Here is a 16242-nt window from a genome sequence, read left to right as displayed (position 1 = left end):
ATCCTTGTAACTCTTTGAACGTGAACAAGTTATGTAATAATTTAATCTTTTCTTTGCCTAAAAGTCGGTTTGGATTGGACAAAATGAGGAATATTGCCGCTTTTTTGCTGATTTACACGTTCTCTGGGGCGCTGAACCCTGCCCTGACGCGCTTTTTGGGCCGGATTTTGGTTCAAAAGGCCGGCACGGTCGGGGACGAACAGGAGGAGCAGCTCCATTTTCCCGCTACCCGGTTCTAGGTACAGCGGTATGTTCTTGCGCAACATGTAGCCTTCGCGACGGAAATGGCGAATCTGCTTGGTCGCGATTTCCAGGTCGGAAACCTGCAGCAAGATGCGTTCGGGGCGCGATGCCGCGATAGCTTGCTGGACGTTCGCGGGGAAATCGTCGCCGGAAGGCATGTTGAAATAGAAAGTCCAGCGGCCTTCGTTTTCGGACTTGCCGAAGAACTTGGCGAGGAACGGGGCTTCGAGCTGGCCGCGGTGGAATTTCAGCGAGCCGTCGGTAATGTTGCGGGCGTTGTACCGGGTAGAAAGCATCGCCGATTCCCTGCAGTCGAGAGCCTCGGTCTGTGCGAAGCAATGGGCGAGGGTGGCGCTGATGAAAGAACATCCGGAATAGAATTCGAAGAACTTGTCGCCGGCTGCGGGGTGGATGGCATCCTTGATGCGCAGGGGCAGCGAAAGCCATGCGTCTTTCATGCGCGGAGCCCAGTCGAGCACGTGCATGTAGAAACCGGTTCCGGCGAGCGGCATGAAATCGGTTCCGAAACTGCATTTGGAATCGACGCGAGTACTCTGGCGGAACGCCGGATCAAAGAGCCTGTCCGGCTGGCACTGGATGAGGTGGCTGCTGATGATTTCGGGACAGTTTCTTTGTACAAAATCCGAGAACGTCTTGTAGCCGTGTGCGGAATTCTTGCCGTGGCAGTTGGCCTGGACCAGGAGGGCGAACCTGCCGTCGCCGGTGGCCCTGAACCAGATTTGGCGAATGGCCTTGCGGAACAGGCGGAGATGATCCTTGTGCAGCTGTTCCCCAACGCGGTTGACGACTTCCGGCGGTTCCATTCCCTTGGCGGGAGGCTCGAGCGTCAGCGATTCGTGGCCAGCTACGGCGCGCATGACGAATCTCCAGTCGCTGTTTTCGGGCAAGGCTTCCTTGGTGAACCATGCCTGGAATTTTCCCGGAATCTTTTCGTTTTCGACCCAGGCGGAAAGCTGCTGTTTAAGATCTTCAAAAGTAGGCACCTTTCGTGCGGCAGGAGCGGAGGACTCCGCCTTTTTGGTGAAGGCGGCCTTATTGTGGAATCTGCTCGCGACAAGGCTCTTGGGGGCCTTGAGCTTGGCACTTGCGTTACGGCTTTGTCTTGTATACATAATTTTGTCTGTATATATTTTTTTAGACCACGAATCTGGGGTAAATCCAGGAACATTCGCGGGCAATCATCTTCGGGAATTCACGGAACGAACCGTTGATCTGGTACAGGTCCAGGCTTCCTTCGACCGGCGTGAGCGACATGACGCTGTCGGCACGGTTGCAAAGGTACGGGTATTCGTCGTTGTTGCAGGCGGTGACGACTGCGCATCCGGTAAGTGCGATAATCGTGTCGATCATCTGCATCAGCATCTGGTTCGGCGAGCCCGTCAGTCGCATGGATTTCGGGTTGTGGAGCACTGCGGAAATCGGGTCGATGATGACTACGCGGTAATCGTGGTTTTCCAGCTTCTTGGCGCCTTCGATACGCTTGGCAATCAGCTGGGCTGTCTCGATAGGCGAAAGGGCCGTGCCGCGGAGGTTCAAGAAACCGAACTTGGGCGTGCTGGCGTTGAGTCCGCGGAATCCGCCCAGCAGGTGCAGACGGTTCAAGAATACGGACTTGGTCAGTTCGAAGTTGATGAACAGGACGTCGTTAGAAGAAGTCGTGTTGCCGAACCAGTCTTCGCCGTAGCAGATGGAAAGACCGAGGTCCATGAGGGCAAAGGATTTTCCGCTCTTGGGAGGTGCGGTGAACAAGAAGAATTCGCCCGTACGCAAGACGTTCTCGATGATGCTCGCGTCTTTTTTCGGCGGTTCTTCACTGTCGCTGGCGAGTTCTACGAGCGGCTTGCCGTCGAGGGAGTATTCCACCCATTCGCGCCACTCCTGGAAGTTCTTGGCACCTTGTTCCAAGCCGATGAGGTACTGCTGTTTGCCTCCGCGCAAAACGCCCGGCATACGGGCCATCATGTTCGGGTTCCTGTTGATCGGGTCGACCTTGAAACCTTGGTCTTCGAGCGTCTTGAACAAGAAGTCCACGCGCTCGTAGTATTCGTCGAGGTTGCTGGCGCCGATCTTGACCCAGGCCTGTGCGGAGTTTGCACCGAGCGTGTTCACGATGGCGGCACAGGGAAGGTTCAACGCCTTGTAATAGGCGAGCTGCTTGGCAAGAAGCATTTTCGGGCTATCGACAACTACGTAGCGGTAGCGGAAGCTTTCGTCGGTAGCGTCTTCGCCGCCGGCAGTCGCGTTGACGCAGATGAGTGCGCCTTCGGGGCTGTCCAGGCTCTTCATGATCTTGGTGATGGCGGCGTCTTGGCCGACAATGTTCGAAACTTTTTCGGCGGTGCATTTCGGGGTGTCCGAAATCTTGAACTCGATTGTTTCGTCCGGCTCGAAAACGGCTTCGAGCAGCTTGGCGAGATCTTTACGCCAGTCGTGGCTTGGCCACGGGATAGAAAGCGCTTCTGGGTCGATCTTGTGGTTTTGCAACAAGGTCAGCGACTGCGTGTCGAGACCCATGGCAAGCATCTGCTCCATGGAGAACATGCCTGCGGGCATCGGCGAAATAATCGTGGGCTGCACCGGTGCGGCGGGAGCCTCTACGGGAATATCCTTCGGCTTGTCTTCTTCGCGCTCGGCTGCGCGTTTTTCCGATGAAAACGCCCTGCGGAGAATCTGTTCGACTTCTTCCGGAGCGAGCCCCTGGTCGCGCGCGACACCGCCGAGCTGGAAACTCGCGTCCATGTATGTCCAGCCATCTTGCTGGGCAGCTTCGCCGGCCTTGAACAGTTCGCTTTTCAGCTCGTTGCCGCTGTACTTGCCTTTGAGGAACTGGTTGATAACCTTTCTTGCGCTTTCCATAAAATACCTTTGGTTTGGGTTTATGTTATACGAAGCCTGGAATATTCGTAAAGTCCGAGGGACAGGGCGACGGATGCATTGTAGGAATGCGCTTCGGGTTTCATCGGAATCCTGAGTACGGCGTCGCACTGCTTTTTAATGAATGGCGGAAGGCCGACGTCTTCGCCACCGACGGCGATGACCGCATGGTCGGAGAACTTGAAATCGGCAAGGTTCGTTTCGGTATCGGCATCTAGCCCGAGCACCTGGTAGCCGGCCTGCTTGAGTTCGCCGACGGCGGCTTCGAGATTGTCCGGCCTGCAGATACGGAGCTTTTCGAGCGCCCCGGCCGAAGTACGGGCGACACTGGGCGTGACACCGCACATTCCCTTGGCCGGAATTAGGAATATGTCTACGCCGAGGGCGAGACAGCTGCGGATGCAGGCGCCGAGGTTGCGCGGGTCTTCGATATTTGTCGCGACAGCGATGAGCTTGGGCTCGCCGGAATCGATTGCGTTGAAAAATTCTTCGCGGACGTCCATCCAGTTCAGGAGTTCCTTCTCGTTCATCAGGGCGACAACGCCGTGGTTCGGGCGGGCGTAGCTGTCGAGAACCTTGGAATCGACCTGCTGTACGTGGACATGCGCGCGTTTTGCGAGTTTCTGCAACTCGTAAAGCTTGGGGTTTCCCGACTGGTGCATAAAGAGTACGCGGTGCACCTGTAACGGGTTCTTCGTCAGCAGTTCGGTGACTTCCTTGATGCCGCCGACGGCTACTTGCGGAGACGAATCGGAATCGCCCATGGCGGGGACCACGTTCGCGGGTCTAGGCGCGCTGCGCGTAAAACTGCGCCTGCGGTCGTCCCGAAAATGTCGCTGTCCGTGAAAACTGTCTTCGTTGAAACTCATTTAAAACTCCATGAAGCGGCTAGTAACGTTCCTTGCAGGCGATGACCACGTCCATTTGGACGTCTGTCTCTTTCTGTTCCAGAGGCTCGTCGGTAATCTGTGCGGGAGTGGCGATGCCAGCCTTGTATGCCTTGGGGTGATTGGCCAAAAATCTGTCGTAGTAGCCCTTGCCGTGGCCCTTGCGCTTGCCGTCCCAGTTGAACTTGGTTCCGGGAACCAGGAATATGGGAATGTCGCCTTCGAATTTTTCGAGACCTTCGCGCGGTTCCATGATGCCGAAATGGCCCTTGACCAGGTCCTTGCGGAGATTTCCGACCTTGTAGAAATTCATGATGCCGTCGCCTTCGCACCGCGGCAGGAGCAACCGGCCTTCCAGGGCCAGTTCTTCGATGATGGGCATGAGGTTCGGCTCGCCTTTTTGCGGGTAGAATGCGGCGATGTTCCTGGAATCCCTGTAGCCTGGAATGTCGTGTATCTGCTGCCACGGATCCCGGATAATGTCTTCACCTTTCTTTTCGCGGCGTTTCTTGAGCACGAGATCGACAATCGGGCTGCTGCCGAATACAATCATGACCAGGAGAAAGACCAGTATGGACGCACCGAGACTCATGGATTAGTCCTCTCCGATGCGTTTTGCCGTGGGTAAATGTTCTCTAAGGATTTCGTTCCAGATTTGGCGCTGCCACTGCATCAGGTGAGCCTCTTCGTAACGGATATCCCAGGGCATGTTGCCCGGGGCGGCAAGCCAGATGAGTTGCGTCTTGTTTGCAAGCATCGATGTGTCGAGATTGAGCTGTTCTGCTTTTTCGTCTCGCCATGTCTTGAGGGCGATGAGGAGGTCGGAATGCGGAACGACTGCTGGTGGCGGAGCCTTGGGCAGCCTTTCGGGCCATTCGCTTTCGGGGGTGGCGACGGCGGTTTCGAGCATCTTGGTGAAGGAATCGAGGCGGTCTCCCTTGAAATTGCGGGGGAGCTTGGGAAGCCTGCTCTTGTCGACTTCGGGGAAGTTGGCGTGCTGGGCGCGAACGATGGCGAGCATCAGTTCCGCCGGCATCACCTTGTAGGGCGGACGGTCCAGCGCTTCGGCTTCTTTTTCGCGCCATTCCCAGATATGCTTCAGCAGGTTGAGCCCGCACGGATCGTAGGTGCTGGAACCCGGAATCCTCCAGGGGTCCTTTTTCGGCGGGTTTGGTTGCCGTGAATGTTCTATAAGGGCGTCGCACTGCTCCATGAGCCACTGCATGCGTCCGGCCTTTTGCAGTTTTTCTACAAGGATGGCGCAAAGTTCATGGAGGTAGAACGTGTCGTGGATGGCGTATTCGCACATGTCCAGCGATAGCGGGCGGATAGACCAGTCGGCGCGCTGGTTTTCCTTTTTCAGTTCCTCGTTAAAGTATTCCCGTACCAGGTCAGCGAGGCCCAGGTGGGGTTCTCCCAGCATCTTGGCGGCCAGCATGGTGTCAAAGATTTTTTTTGGCGAAAAGCCGAAAGCCTGCCATAAAAGACGCAAATCGTAGTCGGCTCCGTGAAAAATCAGGGTCTGCATGGCTTTCGTCTTGAACAACGGTGATAGCTCAAGGCCGCAGAGCGGGTCGACGATATAGTGGTGGTCGCCTATGGTAATCTGGATAAGGCATAGCCTCGCCAGGTAATGATGCATGGAATCGGCCTCCGTGTCGACGGCGGCCATATCATAGAGGTCCAAGTCCTGGATAAGCCCGGCTAGGGCCTCCTCGTTGTCGACCAGTATGTAGCTTTCGTTCTGCATCATTCTTGACGAAATGTAATTAAAAAGTATAGGGGTAGGCGAAGCGGCTTATTTCTTCTTGTCCTCTATATATAGTGGCCTCTGCTTGACTTCGTCGTAGATGCGGCCGATATATTCGCCGAGGATGCCGATGGAGATCAGCTGTACGCCGGCGAAGAACACGATGGCGGTCATGAGCGATGCCCAGCCGGGGACCGTTGTCGCGGGGCTGAGGAACTTCTCGAGGATAGACCATACGAACAGCCCGAATCCGACGATAGTCGCGATAAAACCGAGGTAAAAACTGATCTTGAGCGGTGCGGAACTGAAACCGGTGATGCCGTCGAAGGCAAGCCGCATCATCTTCTTGAGCGGGTACTTGGACGTGCCCGCGGTGCGTTCGGCACGGTCGTACTTGACGCCAATCTTCTTGAAGCCTACCCAGCAGACGAGTCCGCGCAAGAAGCGGCTGCGTTCCGGCAGGTTCTTGAGCTGGTCCACCACGCAGCGGTCCATGAGGCGGAAGTCGCCAGTATCGGGCGGAATGTCGATGCTCGTGAGCTTGCCGATGATGCGGTAGAACGCGAACGCGGTAAAGCGCTTGAAGATGGTTTCGCCCTTGCGCTTGTTGCGCTGTGCGTACACGACCTGGTAGCCTTCGTGCCATTTCTCGAGCATCTCGTGGATAAGGCTCGGCGGATCCTGCAGGTCCCCGTCGATAATGACGACGGCATCGCCTATGGCGTGATCGAGGCCCGCGCTGAAGGCTGCCTGGTGACCGAAATTGCGGCTGAAGTTGATAATCTTGTTGTTCGGGTTGCTCGGAAGGAGCCCTTCGACAATTTCGCGGGTCTTGTCCTTCGAGCCGTCGTTCACGAAAATGAGTTCGTGCTCCACGTCCTTGAGTTCTTCTTCCAGGACGCGGTAGGTTTCGGCGACAATTTCTTCTTCGTTAAAGACGGGTATGATTACGGATAAGAGCATATGGGTAATTATAGTAAAAGAGTTACTAGTTACTAGTATTTCAAATATCAAGAAGCGTCTTGAAAATGCCATACTAGTAACTAAGAACTCAGAACTAGGAACTACGGCGAAGCCGCTAGGGAATCAATACGGAATTCACGAAATCGACGTGGGTGCAGTCGATGCCGTTCTTGGGAATGGCCTTGAGCGTGAGCTTCTGTATGCCCTGGACATTTGCTGTCAGGGTGTGGACTATTCCGTTCTGGAATACGGGACTCTGTGCGAGGACCGCTCCGTCGCCGAGGATCTCGACGTGGACGCCTTCGCTACAGAGGCTTTCGTCGTCGAGTCCGAAAGAGGTGCGGAAGCTGGAATACTTTTCGCCGATGTCGTAGGTGGTTTCGGAGGCGGCGTGCGTGCCGAATCCGTTCTCGAACTTCTGCCCGTCAATAGTAAGCGGGTTCCCTTCGATGCTCTGGTTCTGGTGGATGGAACCCCATCCCTGTGCGTGGCTCTCGTATTTCAGGTCGGAAAGCGGAATCACTCCGTTCGCCTTGTTGAAGAAGAACTTCGAGATGTCGGCGACCTTGCTGTTCTTGACTATATCCTGGATGATGAAACGAATCTGGTTGTAACCTGGCTGGAGGGTGTCGCCCGGTATGGCGATTTCCTTCTTGCCGGCTTCGTATTTCGTGCGTTCCATAATCTTCTTGTTCAGTAATATTAGGATTTCCCAATTTGCCGCGGCATCGGAGGTTTCCTTGAGTTCGTAATTGTATCGCAGCGTGTCGATGACAATCTTGTTGACGTCGGTATTCTCCTCGAGTTCGTTGAGGTTCAGCTTTTCTTCGGCCGGGGCCTCGTTCAGGTTCGCGTCTTCGATGGTGATGATGTTCTTGGGGTTGTAGTTCTTGCGCCCGTTGAACTTGGCAATCTGAACCCAGTAATTGTTGGTGATGAGGATGTTCTTGACGCCGACCATGTCCATTTCGCGTTCAAAGACGTCACAAGTGGTGGCGATGCGGTGCTCGACGGCCTTCTTGTGGTATGTCTGGCTGTCCCAGCAGTCCAGACCGCGGATATAGTAGACTTCGCCATTGTATTTGTCGATCAATCCTTGCAGCTCGGAATCGTTCATCTGGCGAGCCTTGTCGTAGTGGATGGAAGAGACTCCGTAACCCACGAAATGCCACGGACGGCCATAGATGAATAGCCTTTCGGCTTGCGGCTGTTCGTTCAGCCACTGCCAGATTTCGTATTCCTCGATGGTCAGGTGGTTCCTGTTGTACATGATGTTGTTGTTGAAGTCGGCTTTGTAGTGGAATGTCCAGCCGGTAAAGAGCAACGAAACGATAACGCAACCGATAAAGGAAAGCCTTGCGATTTTCTTCTTGTCAATGGATTCGGCAAAATACTGGATGGCGTGTGCCACGGGAAGAGCGCCGACAAAGGCCATGCTGGGCAGCATCACCAGACTGTAGCGCTGGTTGATCTGGATGCTGAAATCGCCCGAGACGTTTTCCAGGATGACATAGGTCTGGATGTGGTAAAGAACAAGGAATACAAGCGTCCAGAGATAGAACTTGTCGCCTTTACGCGCGTCGTAGAAGGCGCGGAAAAGCAAGTAGATGCCACCGATGGCGAACAGGTAGTTGAAATAGGTGAGGAAGGGATTCTCGAGTTCGCCGTTTTCCTTGAGCGGCTTGGTCATTTCGGTCCAGTTCTTGGCGAGATCTTCTAGGAAGTGCCCGTGCGCTTCGTATTCGCCGCCCTGGAAACCGAATCCCTGGAAGTAGCTGATGGTAAGGAGCGCGGGTACCGAGAACAGCGAGAGCGTCACGAAGAACGTGGGGGCCTTGCAGTCCTTCTTGTCGAGCAGTTTCGGGAGTGCGAACAGAATAAAGGCGAGCAGGCAGAAAGCCGTTTCCTGGCGGGTCTGGGCGAAGAATGCGAGGCTGAGGGCGAGGAGTGCCCAGTGCTTAATCGTGTTGCGGTCGTAAGCCCACTTGAAAATCAGGAGCGAAAGCGCGGAGAGGAAAATGTAGAGCGGTTCCACCGACATGGCGCGGAACTGGAACATTACGGTCGGCTGCAGTGCCGTGAGAAGGGCCGCGAAGAAGGCGAGCAGGGGTTGGCGCGTCCAGGCGACGATCGCGAGGAACATCAGGAGGAACGATAGCGGGAGCATCAGGAGCTCGGCATTGAAGATCCAGTGAAGGTTAGAACCGAACAGGGGCATCCCTAGGTAATAGAGGAAGGAGAGTCCCTTGGTCTTGAAACTGTTTGATTTCCCGACGCAGTTGAGGCCGCCGTTCTCGAAGTATCCCTGGTTGCAGGTACCGCTTTCATGGTTGTAGTACATGTTCTGGGCGACGGACATGAATACGCTTTCGTCACTCTGCACGCGGTGGCGGGCTTCAATCTGGGTGCCGGCGAAAATGGCGATGGCCACGGCGAATACGACCGCCATGATGCTGAAGGCTTTTTCGGGGAGAATCCCCTTGATCCATTCACGGAAGTCCTTGTTCAGGAGGCAGAACAGGACGATTGCCGCTATGAGCTGCACGCCGAAGAGGGGGAGAGGGAGGTAGAGGTCTAGCTGGCGGATGGTTTCCTTGTGACCGACATTCGGACCCAGATAGACGAGGAAGGGAATTGCCAGGGCGACGATTAGCCCGATAATGCCTGCCGGATGGGCTAAGTTCTTGAGAATCAATAGAATGGAATCTTTAAACGACATTTTGTTAGCCTTTAGGATACTCTAGTATATGTCACCAAAATATAATTTTTTCTTTTTCACGCTCATTTCTTGGCGGGATTGACCTTGAGAGAAACCGTAAAAAAAGCTACATTTGGCGCGTAAAAAACAACACCTTGAGAGGTTTTACCGTGCAAGATTCTCTAGTTACGAAAGCAGCCGACAACGTCCGAATCCTTTCTGCCGCGATGGTGCAGAAGGCGAAGTCCGGACATCCGGGTGGTGCCATGGGCGCCGCCGACGCCATCACGCTGTTGTTCGCGGAATTCTTGCGCTACGATCCGGACGACGCCGAATGGATGGGCCGCGACCGCTTCTTCATGGACCCGGGCCACATGAGCCCGCTCCTGTACTCCGAGCTCGTCCTCACGAACCGCCTCACGCTCGACGACGTGAAGGACTTCCGCCAGCTCGGCAGCCGCACTCCGGGCCACCCCGAACTCGATGTGATGCTCGGCATCGAGAACTCTTCGGGCCCGCTCGGTATTGGCCACGGCATCGCCCTTGGCGCCGCCATCGCCGAACGCTTCATGGTGGAACGCTTCGGCTCCATCCTCGAGCACAAGACTGTCTGCCTCGTTTCTGACGGCGGCCTCGAAGAAGAAATTGCCTACGGCGTGGGCCGCATCGCCGGTCACCTCAAGCTTTCGAACCTCATCTTCTTCTACGACGCGAACCAGGTGCAGCTCAGCTGCAAGACCGAAGACGTGATGAGCCACGACTTCGTCGGCCAGTACAAGGCATGGGGTTTCCGCGTTATCGAATGCGACGGTTCCAACATCGCCGAACTCCGCAAGGCTTTCAAGGAAGCTTGGGCCGAGAAGGAAAAGCCGACGCTCGTGTTCGGCCACACCACGATGGCCAAGGGCGCCGTTGCCGAAGATGGCAAGAGCTACGAAGGTGAAGTTTCTACGCACGGGCAGCCGCTCAACGCTGCCGGTGCTTCTACTACCGCGACGGTCAAGAACCTCGGCGGTAACCCAGACGATCCGTTCCAGGTGTTCGACGACGTGAAGGCTGCATTCGAAGCCCGCGCAAACGAACTTCGCAAGGAAGTTGCCGAATGGAAGAAGGCCAAGGCCGACTGGGACAAGGCGAATGCCGAAAAGTCCGCGACCCTCAATGAATGGCTCTCCGGCAAGGCTCCGGTGCTCAACCTCTCGAACCTCCCCATCAAGGAAGGCGTCGCTACCCGCGTTACGAGCGGTACGGTTCTCGGCTACCTCGCCGAAAATTTCCACAACATCATTTGCAGTTCCGCCGACCTTTCGAACTCCGACAATACGCAGGCGTTCCTCAACAAGACGGGCATCTTCCGTCCGAACGACTTCAAGGGCGCGTTTGTTCAGGTGGGCGTCGCGGAACTCACGATGGGCGCCATCATGAACGGTATCGCGTTGCAGAAGGGCCTGTTCCCGATTTGCGCCACGTTCTTCGTGTTCAGCGACTTCATGAAGCCCGCTATCCGCATGGCCGCCCTCATGGGCCTGCCTGTCAAGTACGTGTTCACGCACGATAGCTTCCGCGTGGGCGAAGACGGCCCGACGCACCAGCCCATCGAACACGAAACGCAGATTCGCCTGCTCGAAGACCTCACGAAGGAAAACGGCAAGGCCGAAATGCTCGTGCTCCGTCCGGCGGACGCATTCGAGACTCTCGCCGCCTGGGAAATGGCTTTCGAGAACAACGACAGCCCGACGGCGCTTATCCTTACCCGCCAGGTGGTGAATACGCTCCCCGGCGAAAACCGTTACGAAGCCGCGAAGGCCTGCCGCAAGGGCGCCTACATCGTGAGCGACAATACCGCAGCGGGAAAGAACCCGGACCTCACTCTCGTCGCGAACGGTTCCGACGTGCTCCTGGAACACCAGGCTGCCGAACTCCTCCGCGCCGAAGGCAAGGCCGTGCGCGTGGTCTCCATGATTAGCCCGGCTCTCTTCCTCAAGCAGGACAAGGCCTACCGCGACCAGGTGCTCGTGCCCTGGACTCCGGTGTTCGCTCTCTCCAGCGGCCTTCCGGTCCTCTTCGACCGCGTGGTCGGCGGGTTCGGCAAGGCTTGCGGTCTGGAACGCTTCGGCGCTTCCGCTCCGGCCGGCGTGCTCGAGAAGGAATTCGGCTACGTGCCCGAGGCAGTCGCCGCGAAGGCCAAGGAATACCTCGCCGAGTTCAAGGCGAATGTTGAAGCCTTCAAGAAGGCAAACGCCTAATTTCAAGAACAAATATTAAAAGGGCCGCTCCCCGCACGGGAGCGGCTTTTTGTTATTTCCATTGAATTTTCAATTTTCGTCCTGTTATCGCGCAGTCCGTCAGGTACGAATCTATCAGAACCTGGTAAGGAATGCCGACTTCCTTCGCCATATTCTTAAAATACTCGATAGTACTGGAATTCAGCCTTATCGTGATTTGTTTTTTGAGAAACTTGGCGTATGGATTTTTTACAGCCTTCATTTTTGAAAAGTCGTATTCTTTTTTCATAAGCAGTCCCCCTTTCTTTCGTTCCAGTAGTATTGAAATTCTTTTTTTGTTGCTTTACGGGCGCTGATTATGCGGTTCACGATGTGTTCTGCATCTATTCCTATTTGTTCTGTAAAAACAACAACTAGTGTCCTTAGGTTTGCGGATAATCCCACAAGAATTGACCGATCTTCTTTTGATGAATGTTCCTCGTCAAAAAATACTCTGGCGTGTTCATCCTTGAAGCATGTTTTTGCCTCTTCGAATGAAATGCCGTGTTTCTTTTGATTTGTTGCATTCTTTTTCTCGTCCCAAATGAATTCTATCTGCATATAGTATTCCTTTGGATAATTATAATATAATTATAAATAGGCGAAAATGCAATAATTTTTTTCATTTGAACTCCTATGTTTTGTTAGCGTGTATAGCCAGACGCAGCGAACAGGGAGTGTCCCTATCTACTATATAAGACGGTTTAGACCCCCGAAATGAGCCGAAAAAATTTGTTTACGTGGCGTTATTTACAGACGGGAAACGTTTGTTTCCTATATTTCCGATAAATGATTTGGGGTACTATGAAACGTTTTTCTTTGATTTGCATTTTGGCATTGACGTTCTTGTTCGCCGCCTGCGGCGACGACGGCTCCTCGTCTGTAGGCGGTGGCGGTTCCGGCGACAAGGGCAGCGAATACAATCCCGACGCGGGCACGGTCAAGGATTTGCGCGATGGCCAGACTTACGCCACGGTCACTATCGGCGGGCGGGTATGGATGGCTGAGAACCTGAACTACGAAACGGAAACTAGCGTGGTTTTCCCCGAATACGACGGGAAATCTCACGAAAAGTACGGGCGGCTGTACGCCTGGGAAGATGCAATGGACGCATGCCCCCGCGGTTGGCGCCTGCCGGGCGAAGACGACTGGAACGACCTGGTTGCTGCCGCTGGTGATTCGGCTACGGCGGGTACGAAACTCAAGGCTGCTCGCGATTGGGACAAGGACAAGAAGGACTATGTCGTCGGTACGGATGACTACGGGTTTGCTGCCTTGCCTGCGGCCGTTTCGCATGTCAACACGAACGGCGTGCGCAGCTTCAGCAACAACGGGGCCTTCTTCTGGACCGCCACGGAGAAAAACGACGCGAAGGCGCTCATGTTCGTGATGCATTACGAGAAGGAATCCGTGGAATCGGGCGCATTCCCCAAGGATACGTGGCTCAGCGTCCGCTGCATCAAGGATTAGTTTGCTTTTTTTGGCGAAATATCCTATATTCTAGGCATGATTTGCCCTTTTTGCAAGCAAGACAACGACAAGGTGGTCGATAGCCGCGTGAGCGGAACCGCCATACGCAGACGGCGTGAATGCCTGGCGTGTGGCCGCAGGTTCACTACTCGCGAGTATATCGAACTCCAGCCGTTGACGGTTATCAAGCGGAGTGGCGAAAAGCAGCCGTTCCAGCGCGAAAAGCTTATCCGCGGCATCATGAACTCTTGCAAGAAGCGTCCGCTTTCGACCGAGGATATCGAAGAACTGGCGACACGCGTGGAGAACGCCCTGCAGGCGAACGACAATTCCGAGGTGGGTTACGATACCATCGGGAACCTCGTGATGCAGGAACTCAAGAAATTGGACCCTGTCGCCTACGTGAGGTTCGCGTCCATCTACCGAGAATTCAAGGAAGTCGGCGAGTTCGTGGACCAGATCAAGACGCTGGATAAAACTTAGACGAAAGAACGCTCGCCATGCTCGCTACAGACGAAAGACGAAAGAAGTCTTCGAAAATTTTGGGCATGCGTTATAGATGATGAAGAATTTACTTAGGACTGCATTTGAAAAACGTGCGCCGCTGTTCGATGTGACGGACGCGTACCGCGTCGTGAACGGGGCCGCCGACGGTTTCCCGGGACTCACGCTCGACCGCTTTGGCGACCGCTTCCAGGTGCAGTATTTCGGGGATGAACTTCTGCGGGAACGTCGCGCAATCGTAGATGCGGTGGTGGAGACGTTCAATCCGGTATGCGTCGTGGTGAAGGAACGCCTCTCGCGCTCGGGCAAGTCGCTCGAGAACGCGCCGATGGAAGTTGCCTACGGGTCACGCGAAGATGCCGCGGGTACGGTACGCGAGGGGAACGCGAAATTCCATGTGGACCTGCTCGATACCGTCAATCCGGGGCTGTTCCTTGACATGCGGCACGTGCGCCTCGAGGTGGAGGAACGCTTTCGCGCGATGTCTAATAACGTGCGCTTTTTGAACCTCTTCAGCTACACGTGCAGTTTCTCGGTGCATGCGCGCCTCGGCGGTGCCGCAATCGCCACGAACGCCGACATCAGCGGGAAGATTCTCGACAAGGGCCGCGAAAACTACGCCTTGAACGGCCTCGACCTGCGCCCCGGTGAATTTTTTCGCGGGAATGCGCTCGAATATGTGCGCTGGGCCGCAAAGAAGGGCCTCAAGTTTGATGGAATCGTTCTCGACCCGCCGAGTTTCGCGCGCTTTAAGGGGATGAACTTCAACGTGCGCGAACATTTGATGCCGCTTGTGGCGGACTGCGCCTCGATTTTGAATCCGGGCGGATTCTTCATGGTGAGTTCCAACTACAGCGAGTTCGCGCTCGATTCGTTCGCGCGCGACGTGCTTGATGCCGTCAGGTCGGTACACAAAAAAGCCCGCACTGCTTGGAAGCGCGGGCAGGATATCGATTTTGCGGGTAGCGGCACTACGAAGGATTCTTGCCTCGTCGCGACGCTGGTGGAAGTCTAGGCGCCTTCCGCACCTTCAGCCGCAGAGGTGGAGGGATTCTCTTCTTCCTTTTTCTTCATCCAGGGCGGGGTCTTTTTCGCCTTCGGTTTTGCTTCGGGTTCCGGTTCCGGCGGGTACAATAGCCCGAAGCGGATACCCGCGGTGCTGATGAAGAATTTTTCGACACGCAATTTCTCCAGGAGGGACTTCAGCCAGAAAAGTCCGCAGATGATGACGTCGCTCCTGCCGTTTTCGAGGCCGGGGAGCATCGCGCGGAGTTCCTTGGAGAGGTTGGAGATGCGCGTGGTGACGGCGTCGAGGTCGTTGATGCTCATCTCGAGACCTTCGATGGCCTTGTAGTCGAACTTCGGCTTGTCGAGGTAGACCATAGCGAGTGCGGTTCCCGTACCGCCGATAAGGTAGACGGGCTTCTTGGTCATGCCCTTGAAGCTCACTTCCTTGAAGGTCTCCTTCACGAACTTCTTGTATTCCGGTCCAGGAATCGGGCCCATCGCCTTGAACATCTTGAGTGCGCCGACGGGAATCGAGAACGTGGTCTCGCCGTTGCTGAGTTCGGTGGAACCGCCGCCGATATCGATGGTGACGATGCCTTCGCCGTGCCATTCCTTTACGGAACGGTAGGTGAGCTTGCCTTCTTCTTCGCCGGTGATGATGCGCGGGCGGAACCAGAGAGCCTTTTCGACCGCGTCGATGACTTCTTCCTGGTTTTCGGCCCTGCGCATGGCCTCTGTCATGGCGACGGCCTGGATGTCGGCGCCGAGGGCGTGTAAATCCATGCGGAATGACGTCATGATGGCGACGAGTTCCTCGATTTTCTTCTCGGAAATGCGTCCGTGTTCGTAAATATCTTCGCCGAGCTTGCAGATTTTCACCTTTTGGAGCTTCGGGACCAGAATCTGACGCGGTTCGGCAACCGGCGCGGTCCCGGAATCTGCATTTTCTGCCGGGGCGGGTGTCGCGGGTGCGTCTTCGAATGCGGCGATGAGCATGATGCAGCTCATGCTGCCGATATCGACGGTGGCGAGTAGCTTATTGCTCATTTTTCTCTCCCACGTCTTCGGCTTGAGCCTTTTCCTGTTTCTTCAGCAGGCTTTCCTTGATCTTCTCGGCGATTTTGCCGGGGTGCAACAGGAATTCCTTGGCGCTTGCAATGGCTTCTTCGATGACAGAATCAGGATATTTTCCGTTCCAGCTGGCGACCAGATCGCCCGATTCGCTTCCGAGAGGTTTCTTTTCGCGAATTTCCTGGCCCATTTTTAGTGCGAGAAGCACTCCCAGTTCAAATGCCCGGGGGGAAGATTTCTCCTCGAGGAGCTTTTCGACACGCTTGATGCGTTCTTCGAAGGGAATGTTCTGTAGTTCTGCTAAATCGTTTTCTGTCATGTATAGAAAGATAGTAAAAGAATGTTCCCGAAAAAGAAAGGACTCGCTTGCGCGAGTCCTTCCCAAAAGAGAGCTTTTAAAGAAGAATTACTTCTTAGCAGCAGCCTTCTTGGCAGCCGGCTTCTTAGCAGCGGGCTTCTTGGCAGCCGGCTTCTTAGCAGCGACCTTCT

Annotated in this window: 15 protein-coding genes; 4 read left to right on the top strand and 11 right to left on the bottom strand. The window is 55.1% G+C overall.

The features are described from left to right. Positions 1-41: 41 nt before the first annotated feature. The 7 genes from B3M32_RS05345 to B3M32_RS05315 all read right to left on the bottom strand — a co-directional run bounded on the left by B3M32_RS05345 (position 42) and on the right by B3M32_RS05315 (position 9457). The gene (locus tag B3M32_RS05345) at positions 42-1376 is read right to left on the bottom strand and encodes a hypothetical protein (protein ID WP_290744045.1); all 1335 of its coding nucleotides are present in this window, start codon (positions 1374-1376) and stop codon (positions 42-44) included. A gap of 22 nt (positions 1377-1398) precedes the next feature. Beyond that, positions 1399-3120, bottom strand: coding sequence for an AAA family ATPase (locus B3M32_RS05340; protein ID WP_290744044.1), 1722 nt, complete (start codon positions 3118-3120; stop codon positions 1399-1401). 20 nt (positions 3121-3140) lie between these two features. Then, positions 3141-4007, bottom strand: coding sequence for a TrmH family RNA methyltransferase (locus tag B3M32_RS05335; RefSeq protein ID WP_290744043.1), 867 nt, complete (start codon positions 4005-4007; stop codon positions 3141-3143). Positions 4008-4026: 19 nt separating this feature from the next. Beyond that, positions 4027-4617: a 5-formyltetrahydrofolate cyclo-ligase gene (locus B3M32_RS05330; RefSeq protein WP_290744041.1), complete on the bottom strand. Its 591-nt coding sequence runs from the start codon at positions 4615-4617 to the stop codon at positions 4027-4029. 3 nt (positions 4618-4620) lie between these two features. Further along, positions 4621-5778 (bottom strand): ribonuclease D, encoded by a 1158-nt coding sequence (locus tag B3M32_RS05325; RefSeq protein WP_290744040.1) that lies wholly within the window; start codon positions 5776-5778, stop codon positions 4621-4623. Positions 5779-5823: 45 nt separating this feature from the next. Beyond that, positions 5824-6738: a glycosyltransferase family 2 protein gene (locus B3M32_RS05320; RefSeq protein ID WP_290744039.1), complete on the bottom strand. Its 915-nt coding sequence runs from the start codon at positions 6736-6738 to the stop codon at positions 5824-5826. 115 nt (positions 6739-6853) lie between these two features. After that, on the bottom strand, positions 6854-9457 hold the full coding sequence (locus tag B3M32_RS05315) for an NPCBM/NEW2 domain-containing protein (protein ID WP_290744038.1): 2604 nt from the start codon (positions 9455-9457) through the stop codon (positions 6854-6856). A gap of 149 nt (positions 9458-9606) precedes the next feature. Here B3M32_RS05315 and B3M32_RS05310 point away from each other — a divergent pair, with 149 nt between their 5' ends. Continuing rightward, the gene (locus B3M32_RS05310; protein ID WP_290744037.1) at positions 9607-11682 is read left to right on the top strand and encodes a transketolase family protein; all 2076 of its coding nucleotides are present in this window, start codon (positions 9607-9609) and stop codon (positions 11680-11682) included. A gap of 52 nt (positions 11683-11734) precedes the next feature. Here B3M32_RS05310 and B3M32_RS05305 read toward each other — a convergent pair whose 3' ends face one another. Then, positions 11735-11950, bottom strand: coding sequence for a CopG family antitoxin (locus tag B3M32_RS05305; protein ID WP_290744036.1), 216 nt, complete (start codon positions 11948-11950; stop codon positions 11735-11737). Further along, a complete protein-coding gene (locus B3M32_RS05300; RefSeq protein WP_290744034.1) occupies positions 11947-12261 on the bottom strand; it encodes a BrnT family toxin in 315 nt (104 codons plus the stop codon). The genes B3M32_RS05305 and B3M32_RS05300 overlap by 4 nt, the downstream gene beginning before the upstream one ends. Positions 12262-12504: 243 nt before the next feature. Here B3M32_RS05300 and B3M32_RS05295 point away from each other — a divergent pair, with 243 nt between their 5' ends. The 3 genes from B3M32_RS05295 (at position 12505) to B3M32_RS05285 (ending at position 14689) form a co-directional block, all read left to right on the top strand. Continuing rightward, a complete protein-coding gene (locus B3M32_RS05295; protein ID WP_290744033.1) occupies positions 12505-13170 on the top strand; it encodes a fibrobacter succinogenes major paralogous domain-containing protein in 666 nt (221 codons plus the stop codon). A gap of 36 nt (positions 13171-13206) precedes the next feature. Next, positions 13207-13653 carry a transcriptional regulator NrdR gene (gene nrdR, locus B3M32_RS05290; RefSeq protein WP_290744032.1) on the top strand — a complete coding sequence of 149 codons (447 nt, stop codon included), beginning with the start codon at positions 13207-13209 and terminating at the stop codon, positions 13651-13653. 76 nt (positions 13654-13729) lie between these two features. Next, entirely contained in the window at positions 13730-14689 is a 960-nt protein-coding gene (locus B3M32_RS05285) for a class I SAM-dependent rRNA methyltransferase (RefSeq protein WP_290744031.1), read from the top strand. Here B3M32_RS05285 and B3M32_RS05280 read toward each other — a convergent pair. Then, positions 14686-15729, bottom strand: coding sequence for a phosphatase (locus tag B3M32_RS05280; RefSeq protein WP_290744030.1), 1044 nt, complete (start codon positions 15727-15729; stop codon positions 14686-14688). The two genes, B3M32_RS05285 and B3M32_RS05280, sit on opposite strands and share 4 nt — an antisense overlap. Then, on the bottom strand, positions 15719-16072 hold the full coding sequence (locus B3M32_RS05275) for a hypothetical protein (protein WP_290744029.1): 354 nt from the start codon (positions 16070-16072) through the stop codon (positions 15719-15721). Before B3M32_RS05275 ends, B3M32_RS05280 begins: the two co-directional genes overlap by 11 nt. Positions 16073-16242: the final 170 nt, after the last annotated feature.

The sequence above is a fragment of the Fibrobacter sp. UBA4309 genome (assembly GCF_002395745.1).
Lineage (GTDB): Bacteria > Fibrobacterota > Fibrobacteria > Fibrobacterales > Fibrobacteraceae > Fibrobacter.
The sequence above is the reverse complement of the archived record's forward strand: the minus strand, read 5'-3'. Positions and strand labels throughout refer to the sequence as shown.

Bases quoted from the DNA above. Each gene is read 5' to 3' on its own strand.
- B3M32_RS05280 (WP_290744030.1), bottom strand. From the start codon at position 15,729: ATGAGCAATAAGCTACTCGCCACCGTCGATATCGGCAGCATGAGCTGC.
- B3M32_RS05345 (WP_290744045.1), bottom strand. From the start codon at position 1,376: ATGTATACAAGACAAAGCCGTAACGCAAGTGCCAAGCTCAAGGCCCCC.
- B3M32_RS05275 (WP_290744029.1), bottom strand. From the start codon at position 16,072: ATGACAGAAAACGATTTAGCAGAACTACAGAACATTCCCTTCGAAGAA.
- B3M32_RS05300 (WP_290744034.1), bottom strand. From the start codon at position 12,261: ATGCAGATAGAATTCATTTGGGACGAGAAAAAGAATGCAACAAATCAA.
- B3M32_RS05340 (WP_290744044.1), bottom strand. From the start codon at position 3,120: ATGGAAAGCGCAAGAAAGGTTATCAACCAGTTCCTCAAAGGCAAGTAC.
- B3M32_RS05330 (WP_290744041.1), bottom strand. From the start codon at position 4,617: ATGAGTCTCGGTGCGTCCATACTGGTCTTTCTCCTGGTCATGATTGTA.
- B3M32_RS05295 (WP_290744033.1), top strand. From the start codon at position 12,505: ATGAAACGTTTTTCTTTGATTTGCATTTTGGCATTGACGTTCTTGTTC.
- B3M32_RS05285 (WP_290744031.1), top strand. From the start codon at position 13,730: ATGATGAAGAATTTACTTAGGACTGCATTTGAAAAACGTGCGCCGCTG.
- B3M32_RS05320 (WP_290744039.1), bottom strand. From the start codon at position 6,738: ATGCTCTTATCCGTAATCATACCCGTCTTTAACGAAGAAGAAATTGTC.
- nrdR (WP_290744032.1), top strand. From the start codon at position 13,207: ATGATTTGCCCTTTTTGCAAGCAAGACAACGACAAGGTGGTCGATAGC.
- B3M32_RS05325 (WP_290744040.1), bottom strand. From the start codon at position 5,778: ATGATGCAGAACGAAAGCTACATACTGGTCGACAACGAGGAGGCCCTA.
- B3M32_RS05315 (WP_290744038.1), bottom strand. From the start codon at position 9,457: ATGTCGTTTAAAGATTCCATTCTATTGATTCTCAAGAACTTAGCCCAT.
- B3M32_RS05305 (WP_290744036.1), bottom strand. From the start codon at position 11,950: ATGAAAAAAGAATACGACTTTTCAAAAATGAAGGCTGTAAAAAATCCA.
- B3M32_RS05335 (WP_290744043.1), bottom strand. From the start codon at position 4,007: ATGAGTTTCAACGAAGACAGTTTTCACGGACAGCGACATTTTCGGGAC.